Annotated in this window: 26 protein-coding genes, 1 tRNA gene and 1 pseudogene; 16 read left to right on the plus strand and 12 right to left on the minus strand. The window is 34.4% G+C overall.

Going from position 1 to position 25894, the window contains the following annotated elements:
* The first annotated feature begins 119 nt into the window (after positions 1-119).
* The 3 genes from FFONT_RS05225 to FFONT_RS05235 are packed head-to-tail and all read left to right on the plus strand — an operon-like array spanning position 120 to position 3097.
* Complete coding sequence (locus tag FFONT_RS05225) at positions 120-1346, plus strand: ABC transporter substrate-binding protein (RefSeq protein ID WP_014558191.1); 1227 nt, start codon at positions 120-122, stop codon at positions 1344-1346.
* Between the two features lie 33 nt (positions 1347-1379).
* Positions 1380-2339, plus strand: coding sequence for a FecCD family ABC transporter permease (locus FFONT_RS05230; RefSeq protein ID WP_158308322.1), 960 nt, complete (start codon positions 1380-1382; stop codon positions 2337-2339).
* A gap of 5 nt (positions 2340-2344) precedes the next feature.
* Positions 2345-3097: an ATP-binding cassette domain-containing protein gene (locus tag FFONT_RS05235; RefSeq protein WP_014558193.1), complete on the plus strand. Its 753-nt coding sequence runs from the start codon at positions 2345-2347 to the stop codon at positions 3095-3097.
* A 556-nt stretch (positions 3098-3653) separates the two neighbouring features.
* Here the strand turns inward: FFONT_RS05235 and FFONT_RS07350 are convergent.
* Positions 3654-3767, minus strand: a pseudogene (locus tag FFONT_RS07350) (transposase family protein); the annotation flags it as partial.
* A 134-nt stretch (positions 3768-3901) separates the two neighbouring features.
* Here FFONT_RS07350 and FFONT_RS05245 point away from each other — a divergent pair.
* The 3 genes from FFONT_RS05245 to FFONT_RS05255 are packed head-to-tail and all read left to right on the plus strand — an operon-like array spanning position 3902 to position 6523.
* On the plus strand, positions 3902-4954 hold the full coding sequence (locus tag FFONT_RS05245; protein WP_148683690.1) for an MBL fold metallo-hydrolase: 1053 nt from the start codon (positions 3902-3904) through the stop codon (positions 4952-4954).
* Between the two features lie 2 nt (positions 4955-4956).
* Entirely contained in the window at positions 4957-5805 is an 849-nt protein-coding gene (locus FFONT_RS05250) for a hypothetical protein (protein ID WP_148683691.1), read from the plus strand.
* Positions 5806-5815: 10 nt separating this feature from the next.
* Entirely contained in the window at positions 5816-6523 is a 708-nt protein-coding gene (locus tag FFONT_RS05255) for an ERCC4 domain-containing protein (protein WP_014558196.1), read from the plus strand.
* Positions 6524-6573: 50 nt separating this feature from the next.
* Here FFONT_RS05255 and FFONT_RS05260 read toward each other — a convergent pair whose 3' ends face one another.
* From FFONT_RS05260 to thsB, 3 genes are all read right to left on the minus strand, one after another.
* The gene (locus FFONT_RS05260) at positions 6574-7641 is read right to left on the minus strand and encodes an L-threonylcarbamoyladenylate synthase (protein WP_014558197.1); all 1068 of its coding nucleotides are present in this window, start codon (positions 7639-7641) and stop codon (positions 6574-6576) included.
* 158 nt (positions 7642-7799) lie between these two features.
* Complete coding sequence (locus tag FFONT_RS05265) at positions 7800-9398, minus strand: B12-binding domain-containing radical SAM protein (RefSeq protein ID WP_014558198.1); 1599 nt, start codon at positions 9396-9398, stop codon at positions 7800-7802.
* 159 nt (positions 9399-9557) lie between these two features.
* Positions 9558-11210 (minus strand): thermosome subunit beta, encoded by a 1653-nt coding sequence (gene thsB, locus FFONT_RS05270; protein ID WP_014558199.1) that lies wholly within the window; start codon positions 11208-11210, stop codon positions 9558-9560.
* Positions 11211-11634: 424 nt separating this feature from the next.
* Here thsB and FFONT_RS05275 point away from each other — a divergent pair, with 424 nt between their 5' ends.
* Both FFONT_RS05275 and FFONT_RS05280 read left to right on the plus strand, forming a co-directional pair.
* Positions 11635-12519, plus strand: coding sequence for a CBS domain-containing protein (locus FFONT_RS05275; protein ID WP_014558201.1), 885 nt, complete (start codon positions 11635-11637; stop codon positions 12517-12519).
* A 122-nt stretch (positions 12520-12641) separates the two neighbouring features.
* Complete coding sequence (locus tag FFONT_RS05280; RefSeq protein WP_148683693.1) at positions 12642-13379, plus strand: SDR family NAD(P)-dependent oxidoreductase; 738 nt, start codon at positions 12642-12644, stop codon at positions 13377-13379.
* Between the two features lie 89 nt (positions 13380-13468).
* Here the strand turns inward: FFONT_RS05280 and FFONT_RS05285 are convergent, their stop codons facing one another.
* From FFONT_RS05285 to FFONT_RS05295, 3 genes are all read right to left on the minus strand, one after another.
* Entirely contained in the window at positions 13469-14188 is a 720-nt protein-coding gene (locus tag FFONT_RS05285) for a proteasome assembly chaperone family protein (protein WP_014558203.1), read from the minus strand.
* A gap of 9 nt (positions 14189-14197) precedes the next feature.
* Positions 14198-14680, minus strand: coding sequence for a PUA domain-containing protein (locus FFONT_RS05290; protein WP_014558204.1), 483 nt, complete (start codon positions 14678-14680; stop codon positions 14198-14200).
* Positions 14681-15102: 422 nt separating this feature from the next.
* Positions 15103-15218 (minus strand) — tRNA-Pro (locus FFONT_RS05295).
* 97 nt (positions 15219-15315) lie between these two features.
* Here FFONT_RS05295 and FFONT_RS05300 point away from each other — a divergent pair.
* The 8 genes from FFONT_RS05300 to FFONT_RS05335 all read left to right on the plus strand — a co-directional run bounded on the left by FFONT_RS05300 (position 15316) and on the right by FFONT_RS05335 (position 21448).
* Entirely contained in the window at positions 15316-16023 is a 708-nt protein-coding gene (locus FFONT_RS05300) for a transcriptional regulator (protein ID WP_014558205.1), read from the plus strand.
* Between the two features lie 122 nt (positions 16024-16145).
* Positions 16146-17447: a UbiD family decarboxylase gene (locus FFONT_RS05305; RefSeq protein WP_014558206.1), complete on the plus strand. Its 1302-nt coding sequence runs from the start codon at positions 16146-16148 to the stop codon at positions 17445-17447.
* Positions 17448-18650, plus strand: a complete 1203-nt coding sequence (locus FFONT_RS05310; RefSeq protein WP_014558207.1) for an aconitase X catalytic domain-containing protein — start codon at positions 17448-17450, stop codon at positions 18648-18650.
* Positions 18635-19036 carry an aconitase X swivel domain-containing protein gene (locus FFONT_RS05315; protein ID WP_148683695.1) on the plus strand — a complete coding sequence of 134 codons (402 nt, stop codon included), beginning with the start codon at positions 18635-18637 and terminating at the stop codon, positions 19034-19036. The genes FFONT_RS05310 and FFONT_RS05315 overlap by 16 nt, the downstream gene beginning before the upstream one ends.
* Positions 19037-19138: 102 nt before the next feature.
* Entirely contained in the window at positions 19139-19783 is a 645-nt protein-coding gene (locus tag FFONT_RS05320; protein WP_014558209.1) for an energy-coupling factor ABC transporter permease, read from the plus strand.
* A 5-nt stretch (positions 19784-19788) separates the two neighbouring features.
* Positions 19789-20049 (plus strand): PDGLE domain-containing protein, encoded by a 261-nt coding sequence (locus FFONT_RS05325; protein WP_014558210.1) that lies wholly within the window; start codon positions 19789-19791, stop codon positions 20047-20049.
* Between the two features lie 3 nt (positions 20050-20052).
* Entirely contained in the window at positions 20053-20769 is a 717-nt protein-coding gene (locus tag FFONT_RS05330) for an energy-coupling factor transporter transmembrane component T family protein (protein WP_014558211.1), read from the plus strand.
* Positions 20770-20782: 13 nt separating this feature from the next.
* Entirely contained in the window at positions 20783-21448 is a 666-nt protein-coding gene (locus FFONT_RS05335) for an energy-coupling factor ABC transporter ATP-binding protein (protein WP_014558212.1), read from the plus strand.
* Between the two features lie 191 nt (positions 21449-21639).
* On the opposite strand, the gene FFONT_RS05340 is transcribed toward FFONT_RS05335, so the two are convergent.
* From FFONT_RS05340 to FFONT_RS05360, 5 genes are read right to left on the minus strand one after another with little or no spacing between them, the layout of a single operon-like run.
* The gene (locus FFONT_RS05340; RefSeq protein ID WP_014558213.1) at positions 21640-22257 is read right to left on the minus strand and encodes a hypothetical protein; all 618 of its coding nucleotides are present in this window, start codon (positions 22255-22257) and stop codon (positions 21640-21642) included.
* 5 nt (positions 22258-22262) lie between these two features.
* Complete coding sequence (locus tag FFONT_RS05345) at positions 22263-23207, minus strand: ArsA family ATPase (protein ID WP_148683697.1); 945 nt, start codon at positions 23205-23207, stop codon at positions 22263-22265.
* Entirely contained in the window at positions 23197-23490 is a 294-nt protein-coding gene (locus FFONT_RS05350; protein ID WP_014558215.1) for a DUF7990 family protein, read from the minus strand. Before FFONT_RS05350 ends, FFONT_RS05345 begins: the two co-directional genes overlap by 11 nt.
* Before the next feature lie 7 nt (positions 23491-23497).
* Positions 23498-25249, minus strand: coding sequence for a carbon starvation CstA family protein (locus FFONT_RS05355; RefSeq protein ID WP_014558216.1), 1752 nt, complete (start codon positions 25247-25249; stop codon positions 23498-23500).
* Positions 25246-25497, minus strand: coding sequence for a hypothetical protein (locus FFONT_RS05360; protein ID WP_148683698.1), 252 nt, complete (start codon positions 25495-25497; stop codon positions 25246-25248). Before FFONT_RS05360 ends, FFONT_RS05355 begins: the two co-directional genes overlap by 4 nt.
* Between the last annotated feature and the right edge of the window lie 397 nt (positions 25498-25894).

The raw sequence follows: 25894 nt of genomic DNA on the forward strand, positions 1-25894 counted from the left end.
AATGTTATAGTTAAACTTGAAATTCTTCGATAAGATTATATGTTTTTACATCGAATTATAAATTGATTTTTTAGAAAACTTTAAATATACAATTTTGGATCTTTTATCCAGGTGTTAAAATGGCACAATCTGGTCAAAAGGAATCAAAAACAACATTATATGTCCTTATTCTTGTAGGAATCATAGCTATTGGAAGCATCATAATTTCTTACCAAAATACAAGAGGAATTTCCCAAATAAACAATGATATAGAAAAAATGACTCAGATTACTTTAAATCTCAGCAATCAAATAGACAGCATACAGCAGAGTCTTAATGAATATAAGTTAATGTCGCAACAAATATCCTCTCTAAATCAATCTCTTTCACAACAGATACAGTCACTTAACAACATGATAGCTCAGATGAATTATCCAATACAAGTTTATGACGCATTAAATAGGACTGTTGTAATTACACAACAACCTACTCGAATTGTATCATTAGCACCTAGCACTACTGAAATGCTTTTTGATATTGGGGCAGGAAATCTCGTAGTAGGAGTTGATGATAACTCAAACTATCCCCCTATCGTTAATGAGCTAGTAATCAATGGAACAATACAAAGAGTTGGAGGGTTTGATAGTATAAGCTTAGAGAAGGTAATATCGCTCAAACCAGATCTCGTTGTTGGAAGCACAGGCGTTCAATTCAAATATATATATCAGCTTTCGCAATACGGAATTACCGCATTATCTTTAAACGACGAAAGCATAAGTGACATTCTAACGGACATTCTTTTGTTGGGAAAAATTACAGGACATTATCAGCAAGCTTTAAACCTTACCAATAATCTCAAAAATGAGATAATCTCCATATATTCAAAAGTCTCCGGGTCTCAAAATAAGCCAACTGTATTGTTTATAGTATGGGTAAACCCATATTATGCAGCAGGAGGAAGTAGCTTTTGGAATGATTTAATTTCATTGTCCGGCGGATTAAATTCATTGGAAAACGTATCACAGGCATGGCCAGCAATTTCATGGGAAGATGTAGTTAAGTTAAATCCACAAGTGATAATAGCAACTGAATATGCTGGTGGATTTTCTAATGCTACGCAATTAATAAATTGGCTAGAGTCTCAGCCCGGTGGAGCTAACATATCAGCGGTTGAAACCGGTAGAGTTTACATGTTGCATGGTAACTTAAGTGATATAGCAAGCAGGCCATCTCCAAGAATAGTAGAAATGCAAGAGGTCCTTGCTGCTATACTTCATCCAGAAGATTTTGGAAATATACAGCTTCCTAATGACTTAAATGATACGATATTAGCACAGATCAGCCAATACGTTCAGTCTTTTAGTTAAAGTATGATAAAGAAATTTGTTAAGTTGAGGAAAATGATAAAACTAAAATTTTTTTCGTTTATCTTCTTTTTCGCTATACTTGTTTCATCTTTGCTGAGTTTGTATTTAGGTTCTTCCGGATCAATCGCTTTTGATGAGTGGAAATGGGAAAATGTGATCTTTCAAATAAGAATGTATAGAACTTTAACGGTAATATTCACATCGGAGACTCTGGCGATTATAGGTTTAATTCTTCAGACTATTTTTTCTAATCCATTAGTGGACTCAAGCATTTTAGGTATATCTTCAGGTTCTTCTTTAGGAGCAGTTATTGGATTGTTATTAGTAAGCAGAATGGGCTATTCTGCAATCTTCATTTTTTCGTTCATTTTTTCATTGTTGGCTTTTATAGTAATTCTGTTTTTGAGCAAAATCACAGGCTATAAAACTATATCCATGGTGCTTTCCGGTGTAATAATCTCAACGCTATTCAATTCATTTTTGTATTTACTTTTCATGACAAATACTATACTTGCAAGAGTACATAGCGTTAGTTGGATGTTCGGAACGTTTGAATTTTCTAATTCGTCTTCCTTTTATGCCTCTTTTATTTCCTTTTTGATCGTCTTTGTTTTTTTATATGTAAAAGGACCAAGATTAAGACAGCTACTTTATGGCGATGATTTTGCTATAGCTAGAGGTGCAGATCCAAAAAATCTTAGAAGAGAAGTATTGATAGTAACAAGTATATCAATTTCGCTAATTTCTGTATATGAGGGTCCAATAGGATTTATAGGCCTAATAGTTCCACATATTGCGAGGATGATGTTGGGGGGAGATATTTCTGTAGCATCTTTAGGTTCTTTATTTATTTCTCCAGTAATTTTGTTGCTCTCTGATGTCGTAGCAAGAGTGCTTCTTGCTCCATCTGAGATACCTATCGGAATTATAACCAGCCTAATAGGCGCACCGTTTTTCCTTATGCTACTTGTAAAATCTTACAGAGGTGAATAAATGATTTGAGGCTTGCATTTTCTGGCACTTTAGGATATGGTAAAGCAATAACTAAAAGAGTTGAGTTAGAAATAAAAGAAGGAAAGCTATTTTGTGTTTTAGGACCAAATGGTGCCGGAAAAACAACTTTTTTAAAAACTCTTGCAGGGATAATACCTCCTTTTGAGGGAAAAGTTTCAGTTGAGGACTCGTCGAAGAAATTATATATATCGCCAGATCCTCCTTATTTACCATCATTAAGAATAATTGATGTGATTTTAAATTTCATAATTGGCGATAGAAAATTTTTTCTTTATTCTATTAGCGATGACAATGTAACAAAAAGAACGATTATGGCAGAGGAAATTCTGAATACATTTGGACTAAAATATGGAATGGACTACGAATATGAATATTTGAGCACAGGTGAAAAATCAAAGGTAATGTTGACAGGCGCATTAGTTTCTGAAGCAAATTTACTGTTCTTAGACGAACCAAATAGTCATTTAGATCTTCGTTCAAGAATTATTCTCTATCAGCTTTTAAAAAATGAGTCTAATAGGAGAATTATACTAATTTCATTGCACGATTTAAACGAATCCCTTAATTTTTGCGATTCTATACTTTTAATTGGTAAAGACGAAGGTATATTTGGTCCCTATTATTCAGGAAGATCAATTGAAATTGCTCTTTTTGAAAAAATCTATGGAGTTAGTTTTGATGTTTTCGAAAAAGACAATAAAATTTTTCTATTTCCGAAAGATAAAACAAACACATAATTAGAAAACTTCACTATCGAAACTGATTTTTTCCTCGTCCTAAAGGGTGAGGGTTTCCTCTAAAGCAGATCATTGGTTTGAGGTTTACCGTTTTCATCCTCACAACTTCGCAGTTAGTGGGTATATAAAGTACCTACTCTGCTCTATTCGTCCAACGATAGATCGTGGCTGGGTCTTCAGTTATTACTCTATCCCTTACTGGGGTTTTCCCGTTTCCCGTCCTATATCGCTATAGGTTTGCCTATGGCGGGTTGTGCCTCAAATCCATGATTCACCGTGGTCACTAGTCACTCTACGTGGGGGTCATGGGCACCCTTCGAGCCCAAAGGCACGGGGCTCATACCTAAGAGGTACTTTTTGACTATGTTTATTGCTCCTATTACATCCCTGTCGTGTTTAAAACCACACTTGTAATACCTCATAAATCTAGGCTCCAACCTCTCCTCTGGGAATTACCCGTCATAGGAAAGAGCTTAGAGCCACTCCAGAGGCCTAGGTCAACAGAAAAAGACCCACAAAAACCTCAATAAACATTTATACACAAAACTGTTGAAAACCCTCTGCTTCCAGCTTCTAGGGACTTGGGGATATATAAGATGTTTATTGTCCTATTTAAGTCCGCATTAATAATCCTCCTTGTGTGGGGACACCTGAACAGACCGCGTTTTATATGGTAATGAATAATTTAAAAGCAATCTATATTTTATGCAGTAAGATATTTTTACAAGAAAAGACTAGTTTAATTTAATTAAGGAATTTCTTCCTTTTATTTTAAATAAGCAGGTATTGAAGGTGCTTTTTCTTTTGACAGAATTGAAGCCGATTATTAATGCGAGCATTACGGAAAGCGGAGCAATTTTACTTGGCGAATTTTTTGAAATAGATTCTTACGCCGGAAGACCTGTAAGGGTAGTAACTCATATGCATAGTGATCATACCCTTTATCTTTCAAAAAGTAAGAGGCATTCTACATATATATTGGCAACTCAGCCTACTTTGGATTCTTTAACAGTATTGGGAGAAAAATTACCGGAGAATAAAACGATCCCTTTAGGATATAATAAGCCATTAAGAATAGTCGATGAAACCATTACTTTTGTAAAATCGACTCATGTAATAGGCTCAGCACAGGTTGTTGTTGAAACGAAAGAAGGCTTCAGGTTAGGCTATACAAGTGACTTCAAATTTCCAGGGACAAAAATAATGAGCGATCTGGACGTATTGGTTATCGATGCTACATATGGGCAAGAACATATGATCAGACCTTTTAAGCAAGAGATTGAAACGCTTCTTGCTGATCTTGTTAATGAGATTTTAAGCAAGAATAAGCCGGTTAGAATTTTAGGCTATTATGGAAAATTACAGGAAGTTATGGAAATCCTTAGAAAAAATAATGTTAGTGCACCATTTGTAATGCCTAAAAAGGTTTATGAATTGACAAACGTAGCATGTAAACACGGAATGAAAATCAATGATTTTTTTGAAGAAGATAGTAAAGAAGGAAGCGAAGTCAAAAAAGATAACTGGTATGTTTATTTTCAGCATATGAACTCAAAAAAAGGAACCTTATCACAAACTGCAGATTTAATTCTTTCAGGCTGGTTTTTTGAATCTCCCATCAAAAAAATTATCGAAAAAAATAAATATGAAAAATGGTTGGTTGCCTTCAGCGATCACGGTGACTTTCAAGATGTATTTGCGTATGTTTCTGAATCAAAGCCAAAAATGCTTATTGTGGATGGTTCGAGAACTGATAGAGTTACTGCTGATTTCTTTTCGAATTTTGTTAAGAAAAAGCTAAACTTAAAATCTTCTGTTTTGCCAAGTCAAAAAATCCAATTGAAAGAGGAAGATTAGCTTTGATTTTTCCTTTCTACTCTCAGAGATTTACGTCCTTAAGAATTCCAAGGACACCGGGTTTTTACATAAACATGTTTAAAGAGTATTCAAATTTACTTGGGATAGCATTGGGAAAAGAAAATGGTTTAATTGATTTTATGTCTTTTAACTACAGCCTCATCGAATCCTTAATATGGATAAGATCATTTCAATGGTTAGGAATTCTAGATTCTTCATTTGTTTCAAATCCCTACAGATATGGTGTTAAATCTGTTAAGATCAAGTATCTTCCAATAGCAAAGTATCTTAGAGAGCTTCCTCAGGAGGAAGCTGGTTGCTACTCACTGCTTTTCTCTTATATTTTGCCAACTCCGTTCAGAAGCGCGATTTTAATATCTCAAAGCTCAAAAAGTTTGGAGGAAGTTGCAAAAAACCTTTTAGAAAAAGGAAAGGCTGTTGAAAGGATGCTAGCAATAGAGTTTCTTCAAAGCCAAAGTGAAGACTTAGTATTTTTAATGAAAATGGCATTTGCGAGTGGGTTCGTCAGGAGAGGTAAGAAAAGCGACAAGGGTGGTTATTTTACATATCTCAGAGAGCAGTCAAGGAAACAATGGAAAGAGCATCCATGCTATACCTATTTTCCATTAAATTCAATTTTCATAGAGCTGGTAGAAAAAGAGATCTACGGAGATGTTGAAGCCTTTCTGAAAAATGAGAAAAGCAGACTTGGCATTAATGAGTATTTAAGTGAAAGAAAAGAAATTAAAAGCAGAGAAAGACTTATTGATGTTTTATTTAAGATTAAAGAAGATTTTGCGTCGATTTATGAGTATTACACCAATTACTATGATATAAGAATTAATGAATAAAGGTGAGTATATGACAAACATAACGTTGCTTATGCCTACTGATGTCATAATGGATGAGAACGAAAAAGCTACTAATCCAGAAATTTTTGAAGGACTAATAAAAGGAAAGCTTTCAGTTGCAGTAAAACAGCTGGAAGCCGGAGATTATCTTCTTTTGTCTAAAAAAGGAGAACTTCCCATACTTGTGGAAAGGAAAACTGCAGAAGATTTTGTTAACAGTATAATAGATGGAAGAATATGGAAGCAGTCCGCAACACTAAAAAAAATCAAAGAGAGGGGGGAAGCTTTACCAGTCATTGTTTTGGAAGGCAATCTATCTTATACACTAGAAAAAAGGAAGATTTCTGAAACTGCGATTCTTAGAACGATTGATGAGCTCGTATTAAATAGGGATATACCTGTTATTTATACGCTTTCGAAATCTTCGACGATTTCCTGGCTTATCGCAAAAGCGAGATCGCTTGGTAACACTAAAGAAAAAACGGTTTTTATTTATAATAAAAAGAAAGCAAAAACTCCTAAAGAAAGAGTGTTGCTTTCTCTTTCAATAATAACTGGTACTCAAACAGCAAGAAAGCTTTTAACAAAGTTTGGTACCATTAGAAACATTGCTAATCTTACTGTAGGTGAGTTAATGCAAATTGAAGGTATAGGTGAAGTTAAGGCAAAGAAAATATACGAATTATTTAATTTAAATTATGATGAATCAATAAAATAATTTTAGAAAAAATCCTCGATGAAAATTTTAATACTATCAAAGGGACCTTCTTATATTTTAATGATATCGCTAGATGCTTTTCTCAGCCTATTCATAACGGCTAGCCCTAATCCCCTCTCTTCAAAACTTTCAGAAATCGCAACTTTACATCCGTACTCATCGATCTTTCTAAGAACATCAAAGACGTTTTTTGCTATCTCAAAAAGGTTGTTCCTACTGCCTAATACGAACAACCTTTTTTCATCTAGAATTCTACTGTATTCGTAATAATTTTCGCTCGATGTGATTATGCAAACTTCATTTTTATATTGATTGGCAATATCCTTTATTTTTGATATCATTTTTTTAATCTCATCTTCAGTGAACGTTGAAGGTTCGATTAGGATTAGTTTGGCTTCTGGTGCGTAGTGTCTGTATCTTGTGCCAGGCGCAATAGCCTTTTCAGCCTCTCCTATACCTTTAGCAAAATGAGGAATTTTCACCTTGCGATCTATTATGCTTTCGATAATTTCAACAGAGTAAGCTCCAGGTCTTAGCAATATTGGCTCTTCAGAAAGAACGTTTATGACTGTTGATTCTACTCCATATAAAACTTCTCCGCCATCAATTATAGCTTCAATTTTACCATAGAGATCCTTTATTACATGTTCAGCCCTAGTAGGACTCGGCTTTCCAGAAATATTCGCACTTGGTGCAGCTATTGGAAGTTCTGCTTGTTCAATTAAATTTTGGGCGATCGGGTGAGCAGGCATTCTTACTGCAACAGTATCTAGTCCCCCCGTAACTAATTTTGGAACAGCATTACTTCTTTTCAAGATCAAAGTTAATGGTCCCGGCCACAACTTTTTAATAAGTTTATAAGCTATTTCAGGAACGTTTACTGCTATTTTTTCTAGCATTTCTATAGAGCTTATATGTACAATAATTGGATTATCTGAAGGTCTTCCCTTTACCTGATATATTTTTCTAGTTGCATGTTCATTAAGCGCATTCGCTCCCAATCCATATACGGTCTCGGTAGGGAAAGCGACAAGTCCCCCATTTTTTATTATACTAGATGCAATCTTTATCTTTTCAGCATCTATTTTAGAAGGATCAATTTTTAAAATAATCGTCATTGCCGTTCATCACCATTTTCATTGACATAACTTAAATTGATAAGTTTCAAATCGGGCTATCTTTTTAAAAGCAATATTTTCAAATTATATAAAATTTTTAATAGATTTAACATTTAATGTTATAAGCTTTATTGCGAAATAGAGATTTAACAATATAGTTAATTTTTTTGTATTGCTTTCTGTTCTAAAATTTTTATTTCTTTCAAACTCTGTTCTGACATCTCCATTATTTTTTCCAATTCTACTAAATCTTCTTCTTCGGGCTTCTTTCTTAGCTTAAACCACAAAGCAATCGCTGTAAACGGGAGTTTACATATACCTGCAAAATATCTAGGAATCCTTCTAATTATAAATCTGGTTCCATTTGTTAAATAAACATCTTTTTCTCTTTTTGGCGCAGAAAGCAAAGTTCCTTTTCTAATTCCTTTAATTCCTTTTGTTAAAAAGAAACTGTAATAAGCAAGTCTATCTTTTAAAAAAAGCTTAATGGGCGAAATCTTCGTTCTTTCAACCGGATGTAGAGTGTCATATAGATCCCAATCCAGCGTCAGTAAAGCTTTTTCCTTTAATGCCCTGTGAAAGGCATCTGTTCCAGGAAGCGGTGTATAAATAGAGAACTGAGCAGAATCTAAGCCATAGTCTATTAGCGATTTTGCAAAGCTTATAGTCCTGTTCATTGCCTTTTCTGTTTCATAAGGTGCGCCAAGAATAAAGCCAGCATGAACAATAATACCGGCTTTTGATAGAAGGCTAACGGCTAAAGCTGAATCATTAGGAACTAAGTTCTTTCTCATATTTTTTAACGTTTCAGGATCTCCAGACTCTATTCCAAGAAAAGTGAGTCTTATCCCCCCTTCATATAGTTTATTTACTATCCACTGGTTCTTTGCGACAAAATCAGCTCTCAGTTGGACTATAAGTTTAAGTTTTTTGAGAGAGCTTTTCGCTATTTTGTCTAAAAGGATTAATCTTTCGTCAATAATTTTCTTTATGGGTATTATGAAGTTGTCATCAATAAAGAAAACCCATTTATATCCGAGTTCCTTCACTCTTTCGAGCTCTTTAATAACCCTATCAACTGATTTAAATCTCCATGTTCCTCCCCACATTTTCGTGACTGAGCAGTATTCGCAGTTAAATGGACAACCTCTCGATGTTTCTAGAGTTATGACTTTACTTCCCGGATCAAGCACTCCCATGTCATATTTTTCTTTATCATATATTTCAAAAAGCGGGAAGGGGAGTTCATCTAAATTCATTACATAATTTACTTTAGGATTGACCTTAATTTCCCTTCCATCTTTTATATATGCTATGCTATTTATGTTTTCAAAATTTTCTCCTTGTTTTATTTCATTGAGAAAGTTCGAAAAAGTAACTTCACCTTCTCTTAAAAAAATTACATCGAAACCGTTTTTTAGGAGAAGCGAATAAGTAAATGTAGCATGATGACCGCCGGCAACAACATATTTTACATTACCAGCTTCCTTTAGCTTTTTTGCAATTTTTATGCTAGGATTAGCATATGTAGAAGCATTTATTAAAAAAGCAGCGATATCCGGATCATATGCAGAAATTAGTTCTGCCAGTTTTTCTTCGTTGGCATTTAATGCAAAAGCATCGAAAAACTTGGCATCGTAGCCTCTTTCTTTAGCTACTGAGGCAAGATATGCTGCAGAGAGTGGAGGCATGCTTATGCCAAAAGTTTGCTCATATGCTCCCGCTTTTCTGTGAGAGGCTATAAGAGCAACCCTCATTTTTAGGGCCTTCTAGATTAATTTTTATCATTATAATAGAATCATGATAGAATGTTATATTAATAATTATATGTATATATTTCTCCTAAATATATGTTAAATCAAAACATAAAAATTTTCTAAAAAAGATAATTTTTAATTTGCATCAAAGTTATATTTTTAATCCTTCTCTTCTTCTTTCTCTCCTTCTTCTTTCTTTCCTTTCTCTCCAGCTCCTGCTCCTGTTGATTTGCTTGCAGCAATGAAGTCATCTATCCTTAATATCATTGTAGCTGCTTCTGTAGCTGCTTTTATAGCATTAAGCTTTATAGCTGCTGGCTCAATTATACCGATATCTTTCATATTGACGATGTTACCTGTATATACGTCTATTCCCATAAACTTTCCATTACTGTTAGCATGCGCAGCTCTTAACTTCATCATTATTTCTAGCGCATCGTAGCCTGCATTTTCTGCAATAGTTGATGGAAGAGTTTCAAGAGCTCTGGCAAAAGCCTCAACAGCTAGTTGCTGTTTTCCTCCTATTTTTGGTGCAATTTCTTTTAGCCTTTTTGCAACTTCTACTTCAGTAGCTCCTCCTCCTGCGACAATTTTGGCCATTTTAATAGCATCTGCGACTGCACTCAATGCATCCCTAAGCGCTCTCTCTCCCTCATCTACTAATCTCTCAAACCCAGCCCTTATCAAGATAGTAACGCTCTTAGCGCTCTTCGCTCCCTCAACAAACACCATCTTGTCTTCTCCTATTTTTCTCTCTTCTACTAAGGCTGCTTCTCCAAGATCAGAAGGTTGGAGATCATCAATATTGGAAACAATTCTTCCTCCTGTCGCCCTCTCAAGCTTCTCCATATCGCTCCTCTTCACTCTTCTAACAGCAAGTATTCCCCTTTTCGCGAGGAAGTGTTGCGCAACATCATCGATGCCTTTTTGTGCTATGACTACATTCGCTCCAACTTCAGCTATTTTATCAACCATTCTTTTCAGCATTTCTTCTTCTTCCTGTAAGAACTTTCTCATCTGTGTAGGATCGTTAATTCTGATTTCTGCATCAATTTCTGGTTTCTCAATTTCTAGCGGGGCGTCAAGAAGCGCAATTTTTGCATTTTCTACTCTCTTAGGCATCCCTGGATGGACTACTTCTTTATCTATGACTACTCCATCTATAAGCATTGTATCTAAGAGGCTTCCACCATATTTCTTGATGATTTGTATTGAATCTAGATCAACAAAATAGCTGTCTCCCCTCTTTTCAGCAACTCTTGTTGCAGCTTCAACTGCAATTTCTGCCAGCTTATCTCTTGAACCTTGTACGGCCTTGCTGTATAAGCTTGTCGTCGCAATTTTCTTTAGAATTTCTTTGTTATTAATGTCAATAGGCTCGCTGATTTCTTTGATTATTTTTTCTGCTTCTTCAGCCGCTTTTTTATATCCAGATACTATTACAGTAGGATGTATCCCCTTATCAAGCAAATCTTCTGACTGCCTTAACAGCTCTCCCGCTAAAATAACCGCTGTTTTTGTTCCATCTCCTACCTCTTCATCTTGTCCTTTAGCAATCTGGACCATCATTTTTGCTCCAGGATGTTGGATGTCCATCTTATCTAGAATGGTGGCACCATCGTTAGTTATGGTGATGTCTCCAAGGCTATCGACGAGCATTTTATCCATTCCCTTAGGACCATATGTGGTTCTTAATGCCTCGCTGATTGCTTTAACTGCCATTATATTGTTTCTAAGGGCATCCCTTCCTGCAGTTCTTTGTGTCCCTTCTTTTAAAATTAATACAGGAATTCCTGTAGGTTCAACTGACATTCATGTCACCTCAAGATGAATGAAGCTTTATTAAACTTCAAAAGTTTCTATATAGATAATTCAAAGATAGATTTTTTATCACTTCTATATAAACTTTTCGCAATTTTACACCATCTTTTATGGAACTTTTTAAAATTTTTAGACATAGCATTAAATATACCAGAAGGCTCTATGTAGCAAAAATAATGTTTAATAAATTAATTGCAAAAAATATTTAAAAATTTTGTTAAATAACTTTTACTTTTCTAAACTAATTCATGGATAGTTTATTTTTAAAAGATATTTAAACTATAGATTCTTCTTAATTAAAAATATTTATGAAAAAAAATTTATATATAGCTATATTAAATTTTATTTATAATTATAGTATTTTTTCTTAAAATAAACTCTTGGAATAGCATTCTTAGAGGAATGATTTATGTATATGTATGAATTAACCCAAACGCAGCGAGAAGTTTTACTAGCACTGATAAAGCTGTACGAACAAAATAACAGACTTGTTAAGAGTATAGAGATCGCTCAACAAATAGGAAAAGATGAAGGTACGGTAAGGAACATAATATCAAGCTTGAGAAGTCTGGGACTGTTAGAAAGTAAAACTGGACCAAGTGGGGGATACATGCCCACTTTAAAGGCAAAAGAGCTTATAAAAAGCTATGGAATTGTAACATATGGGTCTTTAAGAATAAAGAAAAATGGAAATGAAACTAACGTAACAGCATATTCTATAGAAATAATGGATGTATTAAACCCTGCGGGTGCAAAGGCCATTCTCAAAGCTAATGGAAATTTGGATGAACTTAAAGAAGGAGATATTATACGTCTTGGACCTACAGATTATAATAGATTACTCATAGATGGAGAAATTCAGCATATTGATAGATCAACGGGACAAATAGCAATATTAATAAAAAGGCTTGTCAGTATTCCGAGGGAAAATGTTGGCGAAGTTGCCACGAAAAATCTAGTTACTTTAACTTCTCAGATGCCATTGAGAGAGGCCTCTTCTTTGCTTTTTAGAGAAAAAATAAGAGGAGCGCCAGTCATAGAAAATGAGCGGATAGTGGGAATAATAACAACTACAGATATAGCAAAAGCTTATAGTGAGGGCAATGTTAAAGCTAAGGTAGAAGACTACATGAGAAAGCATGTAGTAACAATCAGGGAAGATGAAGATATTATGGACGCTGTAAGAATAATGGAATTGCATGGCGTTGGAAGGCTGATAGTTGTTAATGCTGTTGGTGAGCCTAAAGGGATAGTAACAAGGACTGATATACTTAAGAGAATTAGCGCTTTAGGAACATAAGCATATTTTGATTTTCTACTTGATTTATATATAAATTAATTTTTACGTAAAAAACATGAATAAATAAAATATATACTAAATAATTATAAATAACATTATTTTATTTAATAAATGTGGGAAAAATGTCTTTTAAGAACAGAACTTCTATAGTAACTGGGTCTGCAATGGGAATTGGAAAAGGAATAGCACAAAAACTGGCATCATTAGGCTCAAACTTAATTCTTTTTGATATCTCAGATAAGATTTTTGAAACTGCAAAAGAAATTGAACATCTAGAAGTTGAAGTTTTGCCATTTAAAGGAGATGTTACAAACAAAGAAGATGTTGAGAGATCAGTTGAAGAAGGTATTAGTAAGTTTGGAAAAATTGATATATTAGTTAACAATGCTGGGATATATCCTAGCAAACCCTTCATTGAGATGACAGAATCTGATTGGGATAGGGTATTAAATATAAACTTAAAAAGCATGTTCCTATTTTCAAAAGCAGTTTTGCCGAATATGATGAAAAATTCCTATGGAAGAATTGTAAACATATCTTCAATAGCCGCAATTGTGGGATTTCCAGGTCTAATTCATTACAGCGCAAGCAAAGGAGGAGTCGTCGGGTTTACAAAAGCATTGGCTTTAGAAGTAGCAAAATTCGGAATAACAGTAAATGCAATTGCACCAGGTCCTATAGAAACCTCTGGAACAAAAGTAGATGAACAGACGGCAGAAATATATAAGAGATTGATTCCAGTAGGGAGAATGGGAAAACCTGAAGATATTGCAAATGCAGTCGCATTCCTTGCTTCCGAAGAATCTCAATTTATTACTGGACATTTGCTAGTAGTCGACGGTGGCTATACTATTCAGTAAATTTTTTATTTTTCAGTACGAATCGGCCTTTCTTCATTGCAGTTATCTGCTCAAATAAAGACCCGGATTCGCTCATCATCAAAAAATTCTTACATATATGGTTCTTTTCCTGCACGTGAAGCCGCGATTTCTTCAAGCTTCTTTATTTCTTCTTCTATCATTTTTCCTTCCTCTATAAGCTTGGAATTATCAATACTTAAGCTGAACAGCCTGTTTAAGGCTTCAATAGCTGTTGCAGCAGCTGCAGGATCAGGGGTCTCTGCATTTGCATATGGAAGTAGAACTATCGCAGGCACTTTCAAGAGCTCAGAATACATGAGTTGCAATGCAAGAGGTCCGATTATTAGCAGACCTTTTTCAAGTTCTTCTGCATCAATGCTTTCACCACGATAATAGGAGTTCTTTAGCCACCTCATTTTTTCATCTTCTTTGTTTTTAAATTTTTTATCGAGTCCTCCGATTAAAACTAATGGAGAAATTCCATATTTTGCTGCAAATTTTGTTATTTCATATACGTATTCATCTCTTATTCTCTCGTCAGGAATTTCCCTAGTGACAAAAACAACAAGCTTATTCTCTTTGCTTGCAAAGATTTCGAACGGATATGCTATACCGTAATCATCTCTATAAACATACTCTGGGTGGTACTTTGTCGTTATAATGCCTATTCTTTCCATTTTTAATGAATTTACGAGATGTAATGCGGATATGATACCTACTGCACCGAACCCTTTAAAGCCAGAAACGCCTCTAAATCCTTTCCCTATTACCCCTCTTTTTATAATATGTAAACCGATTCTGTCAACCAAAGCTATATTTCACCTTTTTCTTTTTATTAAAGCTACTTTTCCCCTCTTTATCTTTTTTATCTCTTCATGACACAAAAGAGCCTTCCCTAAAGCTAAAAGCTCTCCATTTTCATTTACAATAAAAACTTCATCGCCATCTCTTATATCATTTGTGCTCCATGCTACAGCAGGAGCTAATAATGTCTTTTTAGTATAATTTTCAAATACCTCTGTAATAACTGCGATCCTTTTTGTCTCTTTTGGTATGCTTGGAAATATTAGGCTAGCTCCGTACATACTTAAAGAAAATAGCCCTATTTTAGGATTGAAGTATAAGGCTTCTTCTCCGTTTATATATACAGTTCTTATTCTTCCGGTAGAATACCTGCTTACTTCAATGCTATTGTTACTTTTGAATATAGACTCTACAGCTTCTTTACCAAATTGGTATGCTATTACACTTTTTAGTTGAATCAGTTCAAATTTACTTGGCTTTTCTCTTTTTATTCGCATAGATGTTTCCCTTATAAAGTTATAAATGTTATAAAGTTAATATTTGATATCTTAAACTTAATTGGTGGTATTAAGTATGGGATGTAAAGGAAAGAAGAAGAAAGAAGAGAAAAAGCAATAAGCTATCTAATTATTTTATCGAGGAATTTGGAATCGACTTGATATAGGTGATAAAATAGTAATAAAACCCTTAAAACAATTAACCAATTTTTTTAAGTCTTATGTAATAATGATCACATTTAATCTTCTACGAATATAATTCCCAATCGATCATAGCTACTTATTAGTGTATGCTGCCCATTTGGACTTATCTCATACCTCTAGTAATAAAAATGTAATAGCTAAATAAAAACTAAACAAAAAACAGCTTTTTAAAAAGATTAATGGGGAAGCAATGAATTAAAGAGCTATAAGGTTTTTAGTGGGCCCGCGGGGATTTGAACCCCGGACCACGGGGATATTCGCCAGTGTTCCCCGGTCCCGAGTCGGGTGGCAATAAAGCCATACCCCGCATCCTACCAAGCTAGACTACGGGCCCTATAAAAAAACTTTCTATTTTAAGCTTTTATATTTTTTCGACTATTATCTAAAAATATTTTTATTTGTAATATTAAATTATATCAGGGGATTTTTAATTGATCTCTGATTTTATAATAGAAAGGATTTCCAAAGAAATTGCTGGCGAAATTGCATGGAGTGAAAATCCTGGAGAAGCAATGAAGAAATGGAGAAGAATCTTTAATGTGACTCAGCTTGAAATATCAAAGAAAATGGGGGTATTTTCTAGCGTTCTTAGCGATTACGAAAAGGGTAGAAGATCACCTGGCAGTAAGTTCATAAGGAAATTTGTGATTTCTCTTCTCGAAATAGATGAAAAAAGGGGATGGATTACGGTCAAAGAGCTTGCGAGAAATTTAAGATTACCCGCTACTGCCCTTTTAGATATAAGGGAATTTACTAAGGAAGTCACACTAGAGAAAGTAGTTGAGGCTATAAATGGAGAAGTATTGTATGGAAAAGATGAATTGAACAAATATATATATGGCTATACGGTTTTGGATAGCATAGCTACTATAGAAACCCTGTCAGGTTACGAGTTTTTAACAATAATGGGTCTAACTACAGAAAGAGCGCTGATCTTTACGAATGTAGGTACGGGGAGGTCCCCAATGGTCGCTGTAAAAGTTTCTTTCTTGAAGCCAAGAGCAGTAGTAGTTCACGGTCCAAAAGTTGTAGATCCGCTTACAATTAAACTTGCACAAAGCGATGGGATTCCATTCATTCTTTCAAGAGCTCCTGACGTAAATACTTTGATTAAAAACCTTAAAAGCTTACAAGGATAGACGTTGAGGTTAAATTTGTTATATCTTAAGAAATTGAAAATATATTTATTGTTTTGTTAAAATTTCTTATAGTTAATAATAATTTATGGTTTACTGATTTAAAAAGATAAAGGGGGCTAACCTTGAAAAATTTAGAACAATTACTTCTCATTAACAAACTTCGCGAAAGCGAAAATATAAGAGAATATAATGATAGAGAATACAATGAAGAATTTGAAATACCTCTATTGATAAAGAAAAATCAAGGATCTTCTACTGTTCTATTTAGAGCGTCTCGAACACCTTTTCCAATAATCTCAAATTTATTTGAAACGAGGGAGAAGTTTTTAAAAGTTTTTGGCTTTAAAAATTTAGAGGATTTCTATAGACTAGTGACTGATTTGAAGCCTGAAAAAGATCCATATGTAGAGTTTGATTTTGACAAATATTATGAAAAGAGTAATTATGGATTGAGTAAGCTAGGCGCACTGAAATATTATGAGAAAGACGGAGGCTTTTATTTCACTTCAACGATTTTCATTGCAAAAACCGAATTGTCATATAATGCAAGTATTCATAGAACGATGGTAATCGATGACTACAGCGCAGTTGCTAGGATAGTGCCAAGGCACTTGTATAGAATAATTGAAAATAACAAATCGCTTGGAAAGGATACAAAGGTCACAATATTGCTTGGGGCTCACCCAATTATTGAGCTGGTTTCATCAATTTCGCCTCCATACAACCAATTCGAATTTGAGCTTATTCCGAATCTTTTAGGAAAGAAACTTCCGATAGTAAAAAGTCCATTGTGGAATAACCCAGTTCCTCTTGGAACATCGATAATAATTGAAGCTACTATAACTAACGAAATGGTAAATGAGGGGCCTTTTGTCGACATAATGGGTACCTATGACAGGATAAGGAAGCAACCTCTAATAAAAATCAATGGAATATACACATTGAAAGAAAAACCGATAGCTGTTCATGCGATACTTCCAGGAGGGGGAGAGCATCAGCTATTAATGGGGATAACAAAAGAAGCGCAAATATATAAAGCTGTAAGTCTCGTTGTTCCTAAGGTGCATAAAGTTAGGTTAACTCAAGCTGGAGGAGGATGGCTTCATGCCGCTATATCAATTGATAAAAATCACGATGGAGATGGAAAAAATGCTATACTGGCTGCTTTTGGTGCTCATCCAAGCTTGAAACACGTAGTTGTTGTAGATGGCGATGTGGATATAGATGATCCTAACATGATAGAATGGGCTATCGCAACAAGATTTCAAGCAGATAGAGGATTAATAGTTGTAAAAAATGCCAGAGGTTCAACGCTTGATCCAAGTGCAAATGATGGAATTTCTGCAAAAATGGGAATCGATGCTACAAAGCCTTTAAATGGTTCATTTATATTCGAGAGAGCGAAAATTCCAGGTGAAATGTAAATGTTTTTGACTAAAGAGGAAGAAAGCATACTAAATGGCGCGCATGGAGAAATAAAAGCTTTGGCTCTAAAGACTATTATAAAAATTGGTGAATCATTGAATGCAGAAAGACTTGTAGATGTCTCCCACGTTCACGCTTCAGGTCTTTCTTACTTAACCATAGGAGATGCCGGATTAGTATTTATCGAAAGCGTAGTATCAAAGAATGCAAAGGTCAAGGTCTTTTCTACATTAAACCCCGTGGGAATGGATCTGGATGATTGGAAAAAAATGGGAATAAGTGAAGATTTCGCAGAAAAGCAAAAAAGAATAGTTGAACTTGTTCTAAAGTTAGGGTTTGACCCTACATTTACGTGTACCCCTTATCTTATAAGAAAGCCGTTTCCGGGAGAACATTTGGCATGGGGAGAAAGCTCAGCTGTAGGGATGGCAAATACGTACTATGGTGCTTATACGAATAGAGAAGGAGGTCCAATTACAATACTGAGCGCTATTGTTGGAAAAATTTATGAAGCTGGTTTGCATTTAAAGGAGAACAGGGTTCCAACGGTCGAAATTATCATAGATGGAGAGATAGATCTAACAGATCCTTCTATTAGTGGGGCTTTAGGAATTATTGTAGGAGAAAAAATAAAGAGCGGTATTCCTTTGTTTAAGAGAAATAGACTGACTAGTTTTGAAGCTATAAAATCTTATACTGCGGCGGTTGGTGCGAATGGAGATATAGCTATGAGCGTAATAGATGGGATTACACCAGAATATAAGGATCTCATTAAAAAGGCTGGAGAATTGGAGAAGGTACACATAGATGCAAATGAATTAAAAGAGATTGTTAAGGACAGTATTGATTATATACCTGATGTTGTTTTAATGGGTTGCCCTCACGCAGATCTTGAAGAAATTCTGAATTTTTCTATACAGATAAAGGACTGTAAAAAAATCAATGTACCAGTGATCATATCGACATCAAGATATGTTTCAAATAAGTTAAACGAGATGGGGCTACTCCAGCAACTTGAAGAAAAAGGAGTTATTTTTATCAAAGATACATGCCCGGTCGTATCTCCTTTTGTTAGTTTGAAGTTTAAAAATATAGTAACGGTAAGTGGAAAGAGCTTATTCTATCTTCCAAGAATGCATGATGTCAAAGTAGCAATTGTGCCTTTCAATAAAGTGGGTGAAGTAGTATGCAGGAAAAAGTGAGAATAAGAGTTAAAATTCTAAACGAGGGAGACGCTGAAGGAGAAATAGTTGCATATAACTTTCCGATATCTTTTTTAGGGGAAGTAAACGCGAAAAATGGAGAGATAATTTTTAAAGACAAGAAAATAAGCATTAAAGACAAAATCTTGATATTTCCGAATACAAGGGGAAGCACAGTTGGGAGCTATGTTATTTATGCTCTAAAGTATTACAACAACGCACCTAAAGCAATTATAGTTGAAAAAGCTGAGCCTATACTTATTGCAGGATGCGTATTGTCAGGTATACCTTTGGCTGAGGATTTAGAGGGAAACTTACTAAAAGAAGCAAAAAAGTATAGCAAGGCTAAGCTAGATAGTAAGGAAGGCATTTTATTTTTATACTAATTTTATTAATTTTTGTTTTTTTTAAATTTTTTATGTAATAAAAAAAAATAAATACCAGTTGGTGTGAATTTTTTAAGTAGAAGTGTTACCAGGTGTTAAATCTTGCATATACCTGACGGATATCTGACTGAAAGTGTATGGATAACATGTTATGTAATATCTCTTCCAATAATTATTTTTTCTTATATAAGATTGAGATCTAAGCTAAAAAAAGAAGAGCTTTCTACGTCTTTTTTTGCTGTTATTACCGCTGCGGTTTTTGCTCTTCAAATGGTTAATTATCCTTTAGGACCTGGGGGTACTACTGCACACCTTATAGGAACCCCCCTTCTTTCTATAATCTTCGGACCTGAAGCTGGGATAGTTGGTCTCTCAATTGTCCTCTTAATTCAAGCATTATTATTTGGAGATGGTGGTATAACTACTTATGGAGCTAATACGCTCAATATGGCAGTTACCGCATCGGTAGTTTCATTTTTTTCGTATGTCCTTCTAAGAAAGTTATATAAAAACGAGAAAGGAAGAATAGTAGCAGGCGCTATTTCGGGTTGGCTGGGAATAGTTTCTGCCGCATTTATGTGCGGCTTGGAACTTGGACTGTCTAAGAGCACTTTTGGCTATGGTCTCTCTGTGACTATACCTGTAATGGTGATTTCTCATGCCATATTAGGAATAGTTGAGGGGCTTGTGACGGGTTTTGCGATATATGCTATAGGTAAGTATAGACCCGATCTTCTAAAGAGGTGATACATATGAAAAAAAGCACAATAATAATTCTTCTCATATCAATAATAGCAATATTTTTAGGATCAACAATATTTTCTTATTCTTATGAACCTCTTGACAAAGTAGCAGAGGAATTGAACCTCACTTCAAAAAGCATCATACAATCACCATTTCCTGAATATACAGTTCCAGGAATATCCGAATGGATCGGAGGCATTATATCGGGCATAGTTGGAATGGCAATGATATTTCTTATTCTAATGGTATTATTGAAGCTAGGTAAGTGAAATATGGAAGCACTAAAGAAATTAAGCGAGTTTATTGAAAAAAGTTATTTGGCGGATTATCACAAAATAAATAGATTTTTTAGCGAAGCAGATGCTGCTCTTATTTCTCTAGTGACACCAATTCTTGTTGTATTGTCCAAAGACATAAGATTTTCACTTGTTATAATCTTTTCTTCTTTTCTTGTAGCCTTTTTAATGAAAGAAAGCTTATTGAGGCAACTAAAAAATACGCTGTTTTTCATTCCACTATTTTCTTTAGCAGTTGCAGTGCCTAGGTATTTTATTGATCCTTCTTTTGGGATATACGGATTACTTGAGTTCTTTTTTAAAGTATGGGCTGCTCTTTCGTTTCCAACTCTTATGGCGAGATGTTATGGGGTAGAAAGATTGGCATCTGGGTTTGCATCAATTGGCATCCCCTCAGGGTTTTCATCTCTTTTAGCTTTAACTTCAATTGATGCATTAATATCTACAAGAATGTTATGGAATTCCGTCTTAATGTTACGGTCAAGAGGAGGGTTGAAAGTTTCTCTAAAAGAAATTGGATATTTTGTCGGATTTCAATTCTTAAGAAGCTTTGAAAGAGGCGAGAGAATCAATTTGGCGTATTTATCAAGAGGAGGAATGGAAATTTCTCTCAGACGTAGTTCTTTAAGTATTAAGATTGTTCCTTTTATGTTAACAATTTTTATTCTTTTCATTATTTGCACCAAAATTTAAGAGGTAGTAAAAAGTGAATTTAATTGCAAAGCTTTTAAATGTAAGCTATGCTTATCCTGATGGAACCAAAGCTGTAAAAAATGTCAGCTTGGAATTAAGGAGAGGGAATGTAATATGCATAACAGGTCCCAACGGTTCAGGTAAAAGTACACTGTTGATGATACTTGCGGCATTGATCTTCCCGCAAGAAGGAGAAGTCTACTTATTTGGAAAAAAAATAGACAAGAAAAACGCATCTGAAGTTAGGAAAAAAATAGGTTTTTTATTTCAAAATCCAGATGATATGTTGTTTAATCCCAGCGTGATTGAGGAAATTTCATTTGGGTTGATTGCGAAAGGGGTAAATAGAGAAATTTCTAACAACTTAGCTTTGGAAGAAATGAAAAAGCTTAAAATAGAAAATCTTGCTTATAAAGTTCCTCATAGGTTAAGTTTTGGACAAAGAAGGCTCGTTTCGCTTGCATCTATATTGGTGACAGATCCTTCCTTATTATTATTAGATGAGCCTACAAGCAACCTTGATGAAAAAAATAGAGAGCTTATTATAGAAAGGTTAATGGAGTTTTTTGGAAATAGAAAAGATGATTGGGGTGCAGCAATAGCAACTCATGACAATGAACTTATTTACATTTGTAATGAATTTTTCTACATGTCTGAAGGAGAATTATCTCGCATATAGCTATAAAAATAAGTGAAGCCGAGAATAAGAACAGCAAGTCTTGACATTTATGGCGGAGTAAACTTTTTATTTTGATGAATTTCTGGCATTCCTATCTTTTCCAAAAATGAAAGATGCATTCATGAAGAAATGCGAATAATTTGTTTCGATTTTTGACTGAGAGGAAGTTAGTTGATATATTAGGAAATTCTTTAAGTATAAGGCAGATACATTTCTTTTGCTTTATTCATTATATCTATAGCGACTTTTACGACCTCTTCTTTATTAGTAAAAAATTCTAAGAAGAGGAGCTTATCCTCATAACTTATTCTAACTAAATTCATTCTCCGTTCTATACCAGAGATAAGTTCCAAGAGTTTGTTTGCATCCTTTCCACATGCATGATATTTTATCCCATTTATTAATATTATTTTACTATTTTCACAGAATTTTTTCTTTCTTTCTATAGCAGAAGGGGAAATCCTTAAATTTTCATTATACATTGCTTTAAAAATAAACTTATCAGACTTGCTTGTCAGCTTGGAGAATGGGTAGTATATTACGCTGTGTCTGGGCAGAAGAATTAAAACAGCCTCAGCTTTATTTAAATGATCTCTTTTTAATTCAAAAACAGCTTCAAATCCTACTAATGTTCCTAACATCTTGTATAGTTGATCTTTTGGATTTAATTTTTCCTGCAACTCTTTTGAAAAAGCCTTCATTTTGCTTATGTTAATTCTCTCTCCTCTGAAATAAAAAAAAGGGGTTACTCCTCCAAGTATTATTATAACGATTAATGCTAGATCTGTAGAACTCAGTCCTAATATCATTTCGTCTAAAGCACCTCTATTTTCTCTATAACCTTCTCAATTTTTTCAATAGAGATGACCTCATAATTCATTTGAGGAACTAAAATGAGTCTTGCCTCAGGAAATTTTTCCTTCAAATAGTTGATAACACTCAACCCGTTCTCATCTTTTTTGTATTTATTTATTACTACTGAACTAATCTTTATTCCTCTATTTTTAAGTGAATTTGAAAGTCTTTCGAGATCAACGATTGGGAGCTTCTCTGTTGTTGTGACTCCTATAATTTTTGTAAAATCGCTATTCATAAAAAGCTTTTTATTTCTTTCAATTTCTTCTCTCATCTGAATCAATTCTTTTAGTATTTTGTCATCTATCGTAACTTTTTTCCCTGCTTTTACAGATTCAATTACCTCTTTAAGACCTGCAATTTTCGATCTCAAGTCTATTAAGTTATCTACCCAAACTCCCTGAACCCACGGCAACCCTATTAGCCTTGAAGTTATGCTAGTTGCTGGTGTATCGACAATGATATATTTATATTCGTCCACTTTTCTAACAAGAGACACTATATAGTGAAGCATTGCTTCTATTTCTATTCCAGGAGAGTCTTTGAGCGTGTCAAAATACTTATCAAGATTTAAAGCTGTAATATCTTTATAAGAGTTTTTAAGAAGATTTATTGATTTACTCAGATACTCTCTAATCAGCTCATCAATATCAGCTTCGTTTGCAATCAAATTTTCAGCGATTCTTTTTTCCCTGTGTTCTAATTTATAGCCTAATACATCTCCAAGGTGATGAGCGGGATCTATAGATGTGACAAAGGTAGGTAATTGCTTACTTGCATAGATCGAAAGTATGGCAGAAAAAGTAGTCTTGCCAACACCTCCTTTCCCTACAATCATAACTAAGCCTTTTTCTTTAGGTAAAATCTGAGAAAGGGTCATTTTAACTACCTTCTTAATCCTCAAAATTTATTGCATCTATAATATCACCTAATGTGTCATCCACTCTCCTTCCTTTATTTTGCAAGAACTTGAGCTCATCTAATGCCATTGGGAGTATCCTTATAGTTACTGAACTGGGAGGGGAGGGCATTCCTATCATTCCACCAAAAACTAAAAGCAGGAAAACTGAAAGGTATTCACTATACTCCTTTTCAATTGATTGAATGGCATTCATTTTTGAATATTCTGGCAAGAAATATTTGATAAAAGAAAAAAAATTTTTAATTTTATTTATTAGCTTTTCCACTTATTTGTCACTTCTTTCTCTTTTTTCTAGTGACATTGATAAACTCTAATATTAATAAAATGTCTAATATTAGCAGTATAGCTACCATAGTGCTCAGAGAAGCACCTAAGTAAATTGCAGTTCCATTTCCAGTTGCTAACCCTGTTTGTAATTTTGGAATTGCAACTTTAAACTCATACCAGAAAAGTGCAGATGTCACTGTTATCCATAAGAAGAACGCTGGAACAAATGCTAATAAAGATTGTTTGAGCGACCTTCTTAATTCGTAGTAGACATATGAAGATGTAGTTATAAGCGCTAGAGCCGCTAAAAGCTGATTAGCACCAGCGAATGCCGGATATACATAATTCAGAGCACCTGTATAAGCTAAGCTACCTCCTATTAACAGAGCGACAAGGGATCCTAGATATCTGTTTGAAAGAATCTTATGGGCGGTTGGTGCTCTTATTCTCAATGGTTCTACAATCTCATTCCATGTGAATCGTGCAAGCCTGTTTGTGGTATCTAGAACGGCAAAATCAAATGTCGCAAACCACAGTCCTGCAAATAGAGTTCCTATAGCTAATGGTATATCGAATGCTTTATACCAAACAAAGCCGTAACTTCTGATAAACGATGGCAAGGTACTTGAAACCACATAATTATAAAGAACTGACTTGTTGGCCAATACTTGGTCTAGCGGTACATTGTTGTAATACGAATACGCAAAGGGGATCATAGTTGCCACCGATAGCGCAACAGTCATAGCAACAAGTCCCTCAGTAAGCATCCCTCCATATCCTATAGCTCGAGCATCTAGTTCTGAGTTCAATTGTCTTGCTGTAGTTCCTGATGCAACTAGGCTGTGAAATCCTGACAATGCACCGCAAGCTATAACTAGAACTATCGTAGGATATACAGGTGATGGTTGCCCACCAACAACTTTCCACGTAAATGAAGATAGCGCATCCAACTGAATAGGTGTTCTTGCTAATATTAGACCAATAACTCCCAAAATTATTCCTCCCCACATAATGTATACATTGAGGAAATCTCTAGGTTGCAAGAAGTACCATAGTGGTAGCCATCCTGCCATCCATCCGTAGATCAATAAGATCGTTATCCATGCATTAAAGTTGTTAATTACCAATGGGAGTTTATAGCCGGCGTACATCGCTAACAATAAGAGAACAACTCCTGTTACTATTGCATATGGTAGCTTGAAATTCAACTTGTATATTAAGACACCTACGAATATTGCAATTGGCATAAACCATAATATTGCTGTTGCTGTTGAGGGAGTTGACATAAATACTTGGACATCAAATATTACGAATGCTGCTATTATTAGTATTAATGCAAAAAGTATATACCATTGGAAGATATACTGAGTTCTTTTTGATAGAACTTGCCCGCTTACAAACGCAATAGTCTTTCCTTCGTGCCTTATAGATGCAATTAGGGCAAGATAATCATGTACAGCACCTAAGACAACGTTTGCTATTGCAATCCACAGTATCCCAGGAAGCCACCCCCAAGCCATTGCCATAGTTGGTCCTGCTATCGGTCCGGTCCCTGCAATAGCTCCTACATGATGCCCATAAAGGATGTACTTATTTGCAGGAACATAGTCTATTCCGTCAAAGTATTTATGTGCAGGAGTTATGTTTTCATCTTTTGCCTCAGCAATCCTCTTATGAAAATAACCTCCATAAAACTTATAGAAGAGAATATACCAAACTCCCAGTAATAGTAATATTAGCCACGCATATATTGTCATTTCTTTTCCCCTTCTTCAATTTCTTTCTTGGCACCGAGAATTTCAGTTCTAACTCTTGCGGCAACTTCTTTTGGTACCTCTCCTATCCAAAACCCTGGTCCAGCTAGAAGAAGTATTGTTCCTGCTACAAAGGTATATGCATCATCGCCTGCAATCATTCCGTTTTTCCAGTTTGCTAGGTATGAATAAAACATTAGTATTATTCCCAAAAAAGTCATTATCATTCCAGCTATTTGCTTCAGGTTCATTTCTCTAAGAACCTCTTTATTTGTATTTATTTTATATTTAAAAAGTATTTTGTATTTAAAGATATCTAACAAAAACATGTTAAAGTCATTATATTATAAAAGAATTATAAGTATATTTTTAAAAATAAAAAACATTTTTTATTATAATATTAATTTATGATATAATAAAAACCTTTTTTCTAAAAATATTCATATAGCTAGATGATATTTAACTGTTTAAAAAATGATGTATTAGAATTTGGTTTATTTATACCTATAGGGTAAAAACTTATGGAATATCATTTAATCTTTTTCTTTTAAAAAAAAGAGAATAACAAGTATAAGTAAAGCAAAAAGTTTATAAACAGAAAAAACGCTCTAACCAATTAGAATTATGATATAATTGATAGATTTTGAT

The organism is Fervidicoccus fontis Kam940 (genome assembly GCF_000258425.1).
Classification (GTDB): domain Archaea; phylum Thermoproteota; class Thermoprotei_A; order Sulfolobales; family Fervidicoccaceae; genus Fervidicoccus; species Fervidicoccus fontis.

What these genes read in the sequence shown, in the direction of transcription:
- FFONT_RS05225 (WP_014558191.1), top strand. Translation starts at nt 120, where the DNA reads ATGGCACAATCTGGTCAAAAGGAATCAAAAACAACATTATATGTCCTT.
- FFONT_RS05265 (WP_014558198.1), bottom strand. Translation starts at nt 9,398, where the DNA reads ATGAGGGTTGCTCTTATAGCCTCTCACAGAAAAGCGGGAGCATATGAG.
- FFONT_RS05340 (WP_014558213.1), bottom strand. Translation starts at nt 22,257, where the DNA reads ATGATATTAGGACTGAGTTCTACAGATCTAGCATTAATCGTTATAATA.
- FFONT_RS05280 (WP_148683693.1), top strand. Translation starts at nt 12,642, where the DNA reads ATGTCTTTTAAGAACAGAACTTCTATAGTAACTGGGTCTGCAATGGGA.
- FFONT_RS05255 (WP_014558196.1), top strand. Translation starts at nt 5,816, where the DNA reads ATGACAAACATAACGTTGCTTATGCCTACTGATGTCATAATGGATGAG.
- FFONT_RS05325 (WP_014558210.1), top strand. Translation starts at nt 19,789, where the DNA reads ATGAAAAAAAGCACAATAATAATTCTTCTCATATCAATAATAGCAATA.
- FFONT_RS05230 (WP_158308322.1), top strand. Translation starts at nt 1,380, where the DNA reads ATGATAAAACTAAAATTTTTTTCGTTTATCTTCTTTTTCGCTATACTT.
- FFONT_RS05355 (WP_014558216.1), bottom strand. Translation starts at nt 25,249, where the DNA reads ATGACAATATATGCGTGGCTAATATTACTATTACTGGGAGTTTGGTAT.
- FFONT_RS05360 (WP_148683698.1), bottom strand. Translation starts at nt 25,497, where the DNA reads ATGAACCTGAAGCAAATAGCTGGAATGATAATGACTTTTTTGGGAATA.
- FFONT_RS05315 (WP_148683695.1), top strand. Translation starts at nt 18,635, where the DNA reads ATGCAGGAAAAAGTGAGAATAAGAGTTAAAATTCTAAACGAGGGAGAC.
- thsB (WP_014558199.1), bottom strand. Translation starts at nt 11,210, where the DNA reads ATGTCAGTTGAACCTACAGGAATTCCTGTATTAATTTTAAAAGAAGGG.
- FFONT_RS05330 (WP_014558211.1), top strand. Translation starts at nt 20,053, where the DNA reads ATGGAAGCACTAAAGAAATTAAGCGAGTTTATTGAAAAAAGTTATTTG.
- FFONT_RS05260 (WP_014558197.1), bottom strand. Translation starts at nt 7,641, where the DNA reads ATGACGATTATTTTAAAAATTGATCCTTCTAAAATAGATGCTGAAAAG.
- FFONT_RS05310 (WP_014558207.1), top strand. Translation starts at nt 17,448, where the DNA reads ATGTTTTTGACTAAAGAGGAAGAAAGCATACTAAATGGCGCGCATGGA.
- FFONT_RS05275 (WP_014558201.1), top strand. Translation starts at nt 11,635, where the DNA reads ATGTATGAATTAACCCAAACGCAGCGAGAAGTTTTACTAGCACTGATA.
- FFONT_RS05290 (WP_014558204.1), bottom strand. Translation starts at nt 14,680, where the DNA reads ATGCGAATAAAAAGAGAAAAGCCAAGTAAATTTGAACTGATTCAACTA.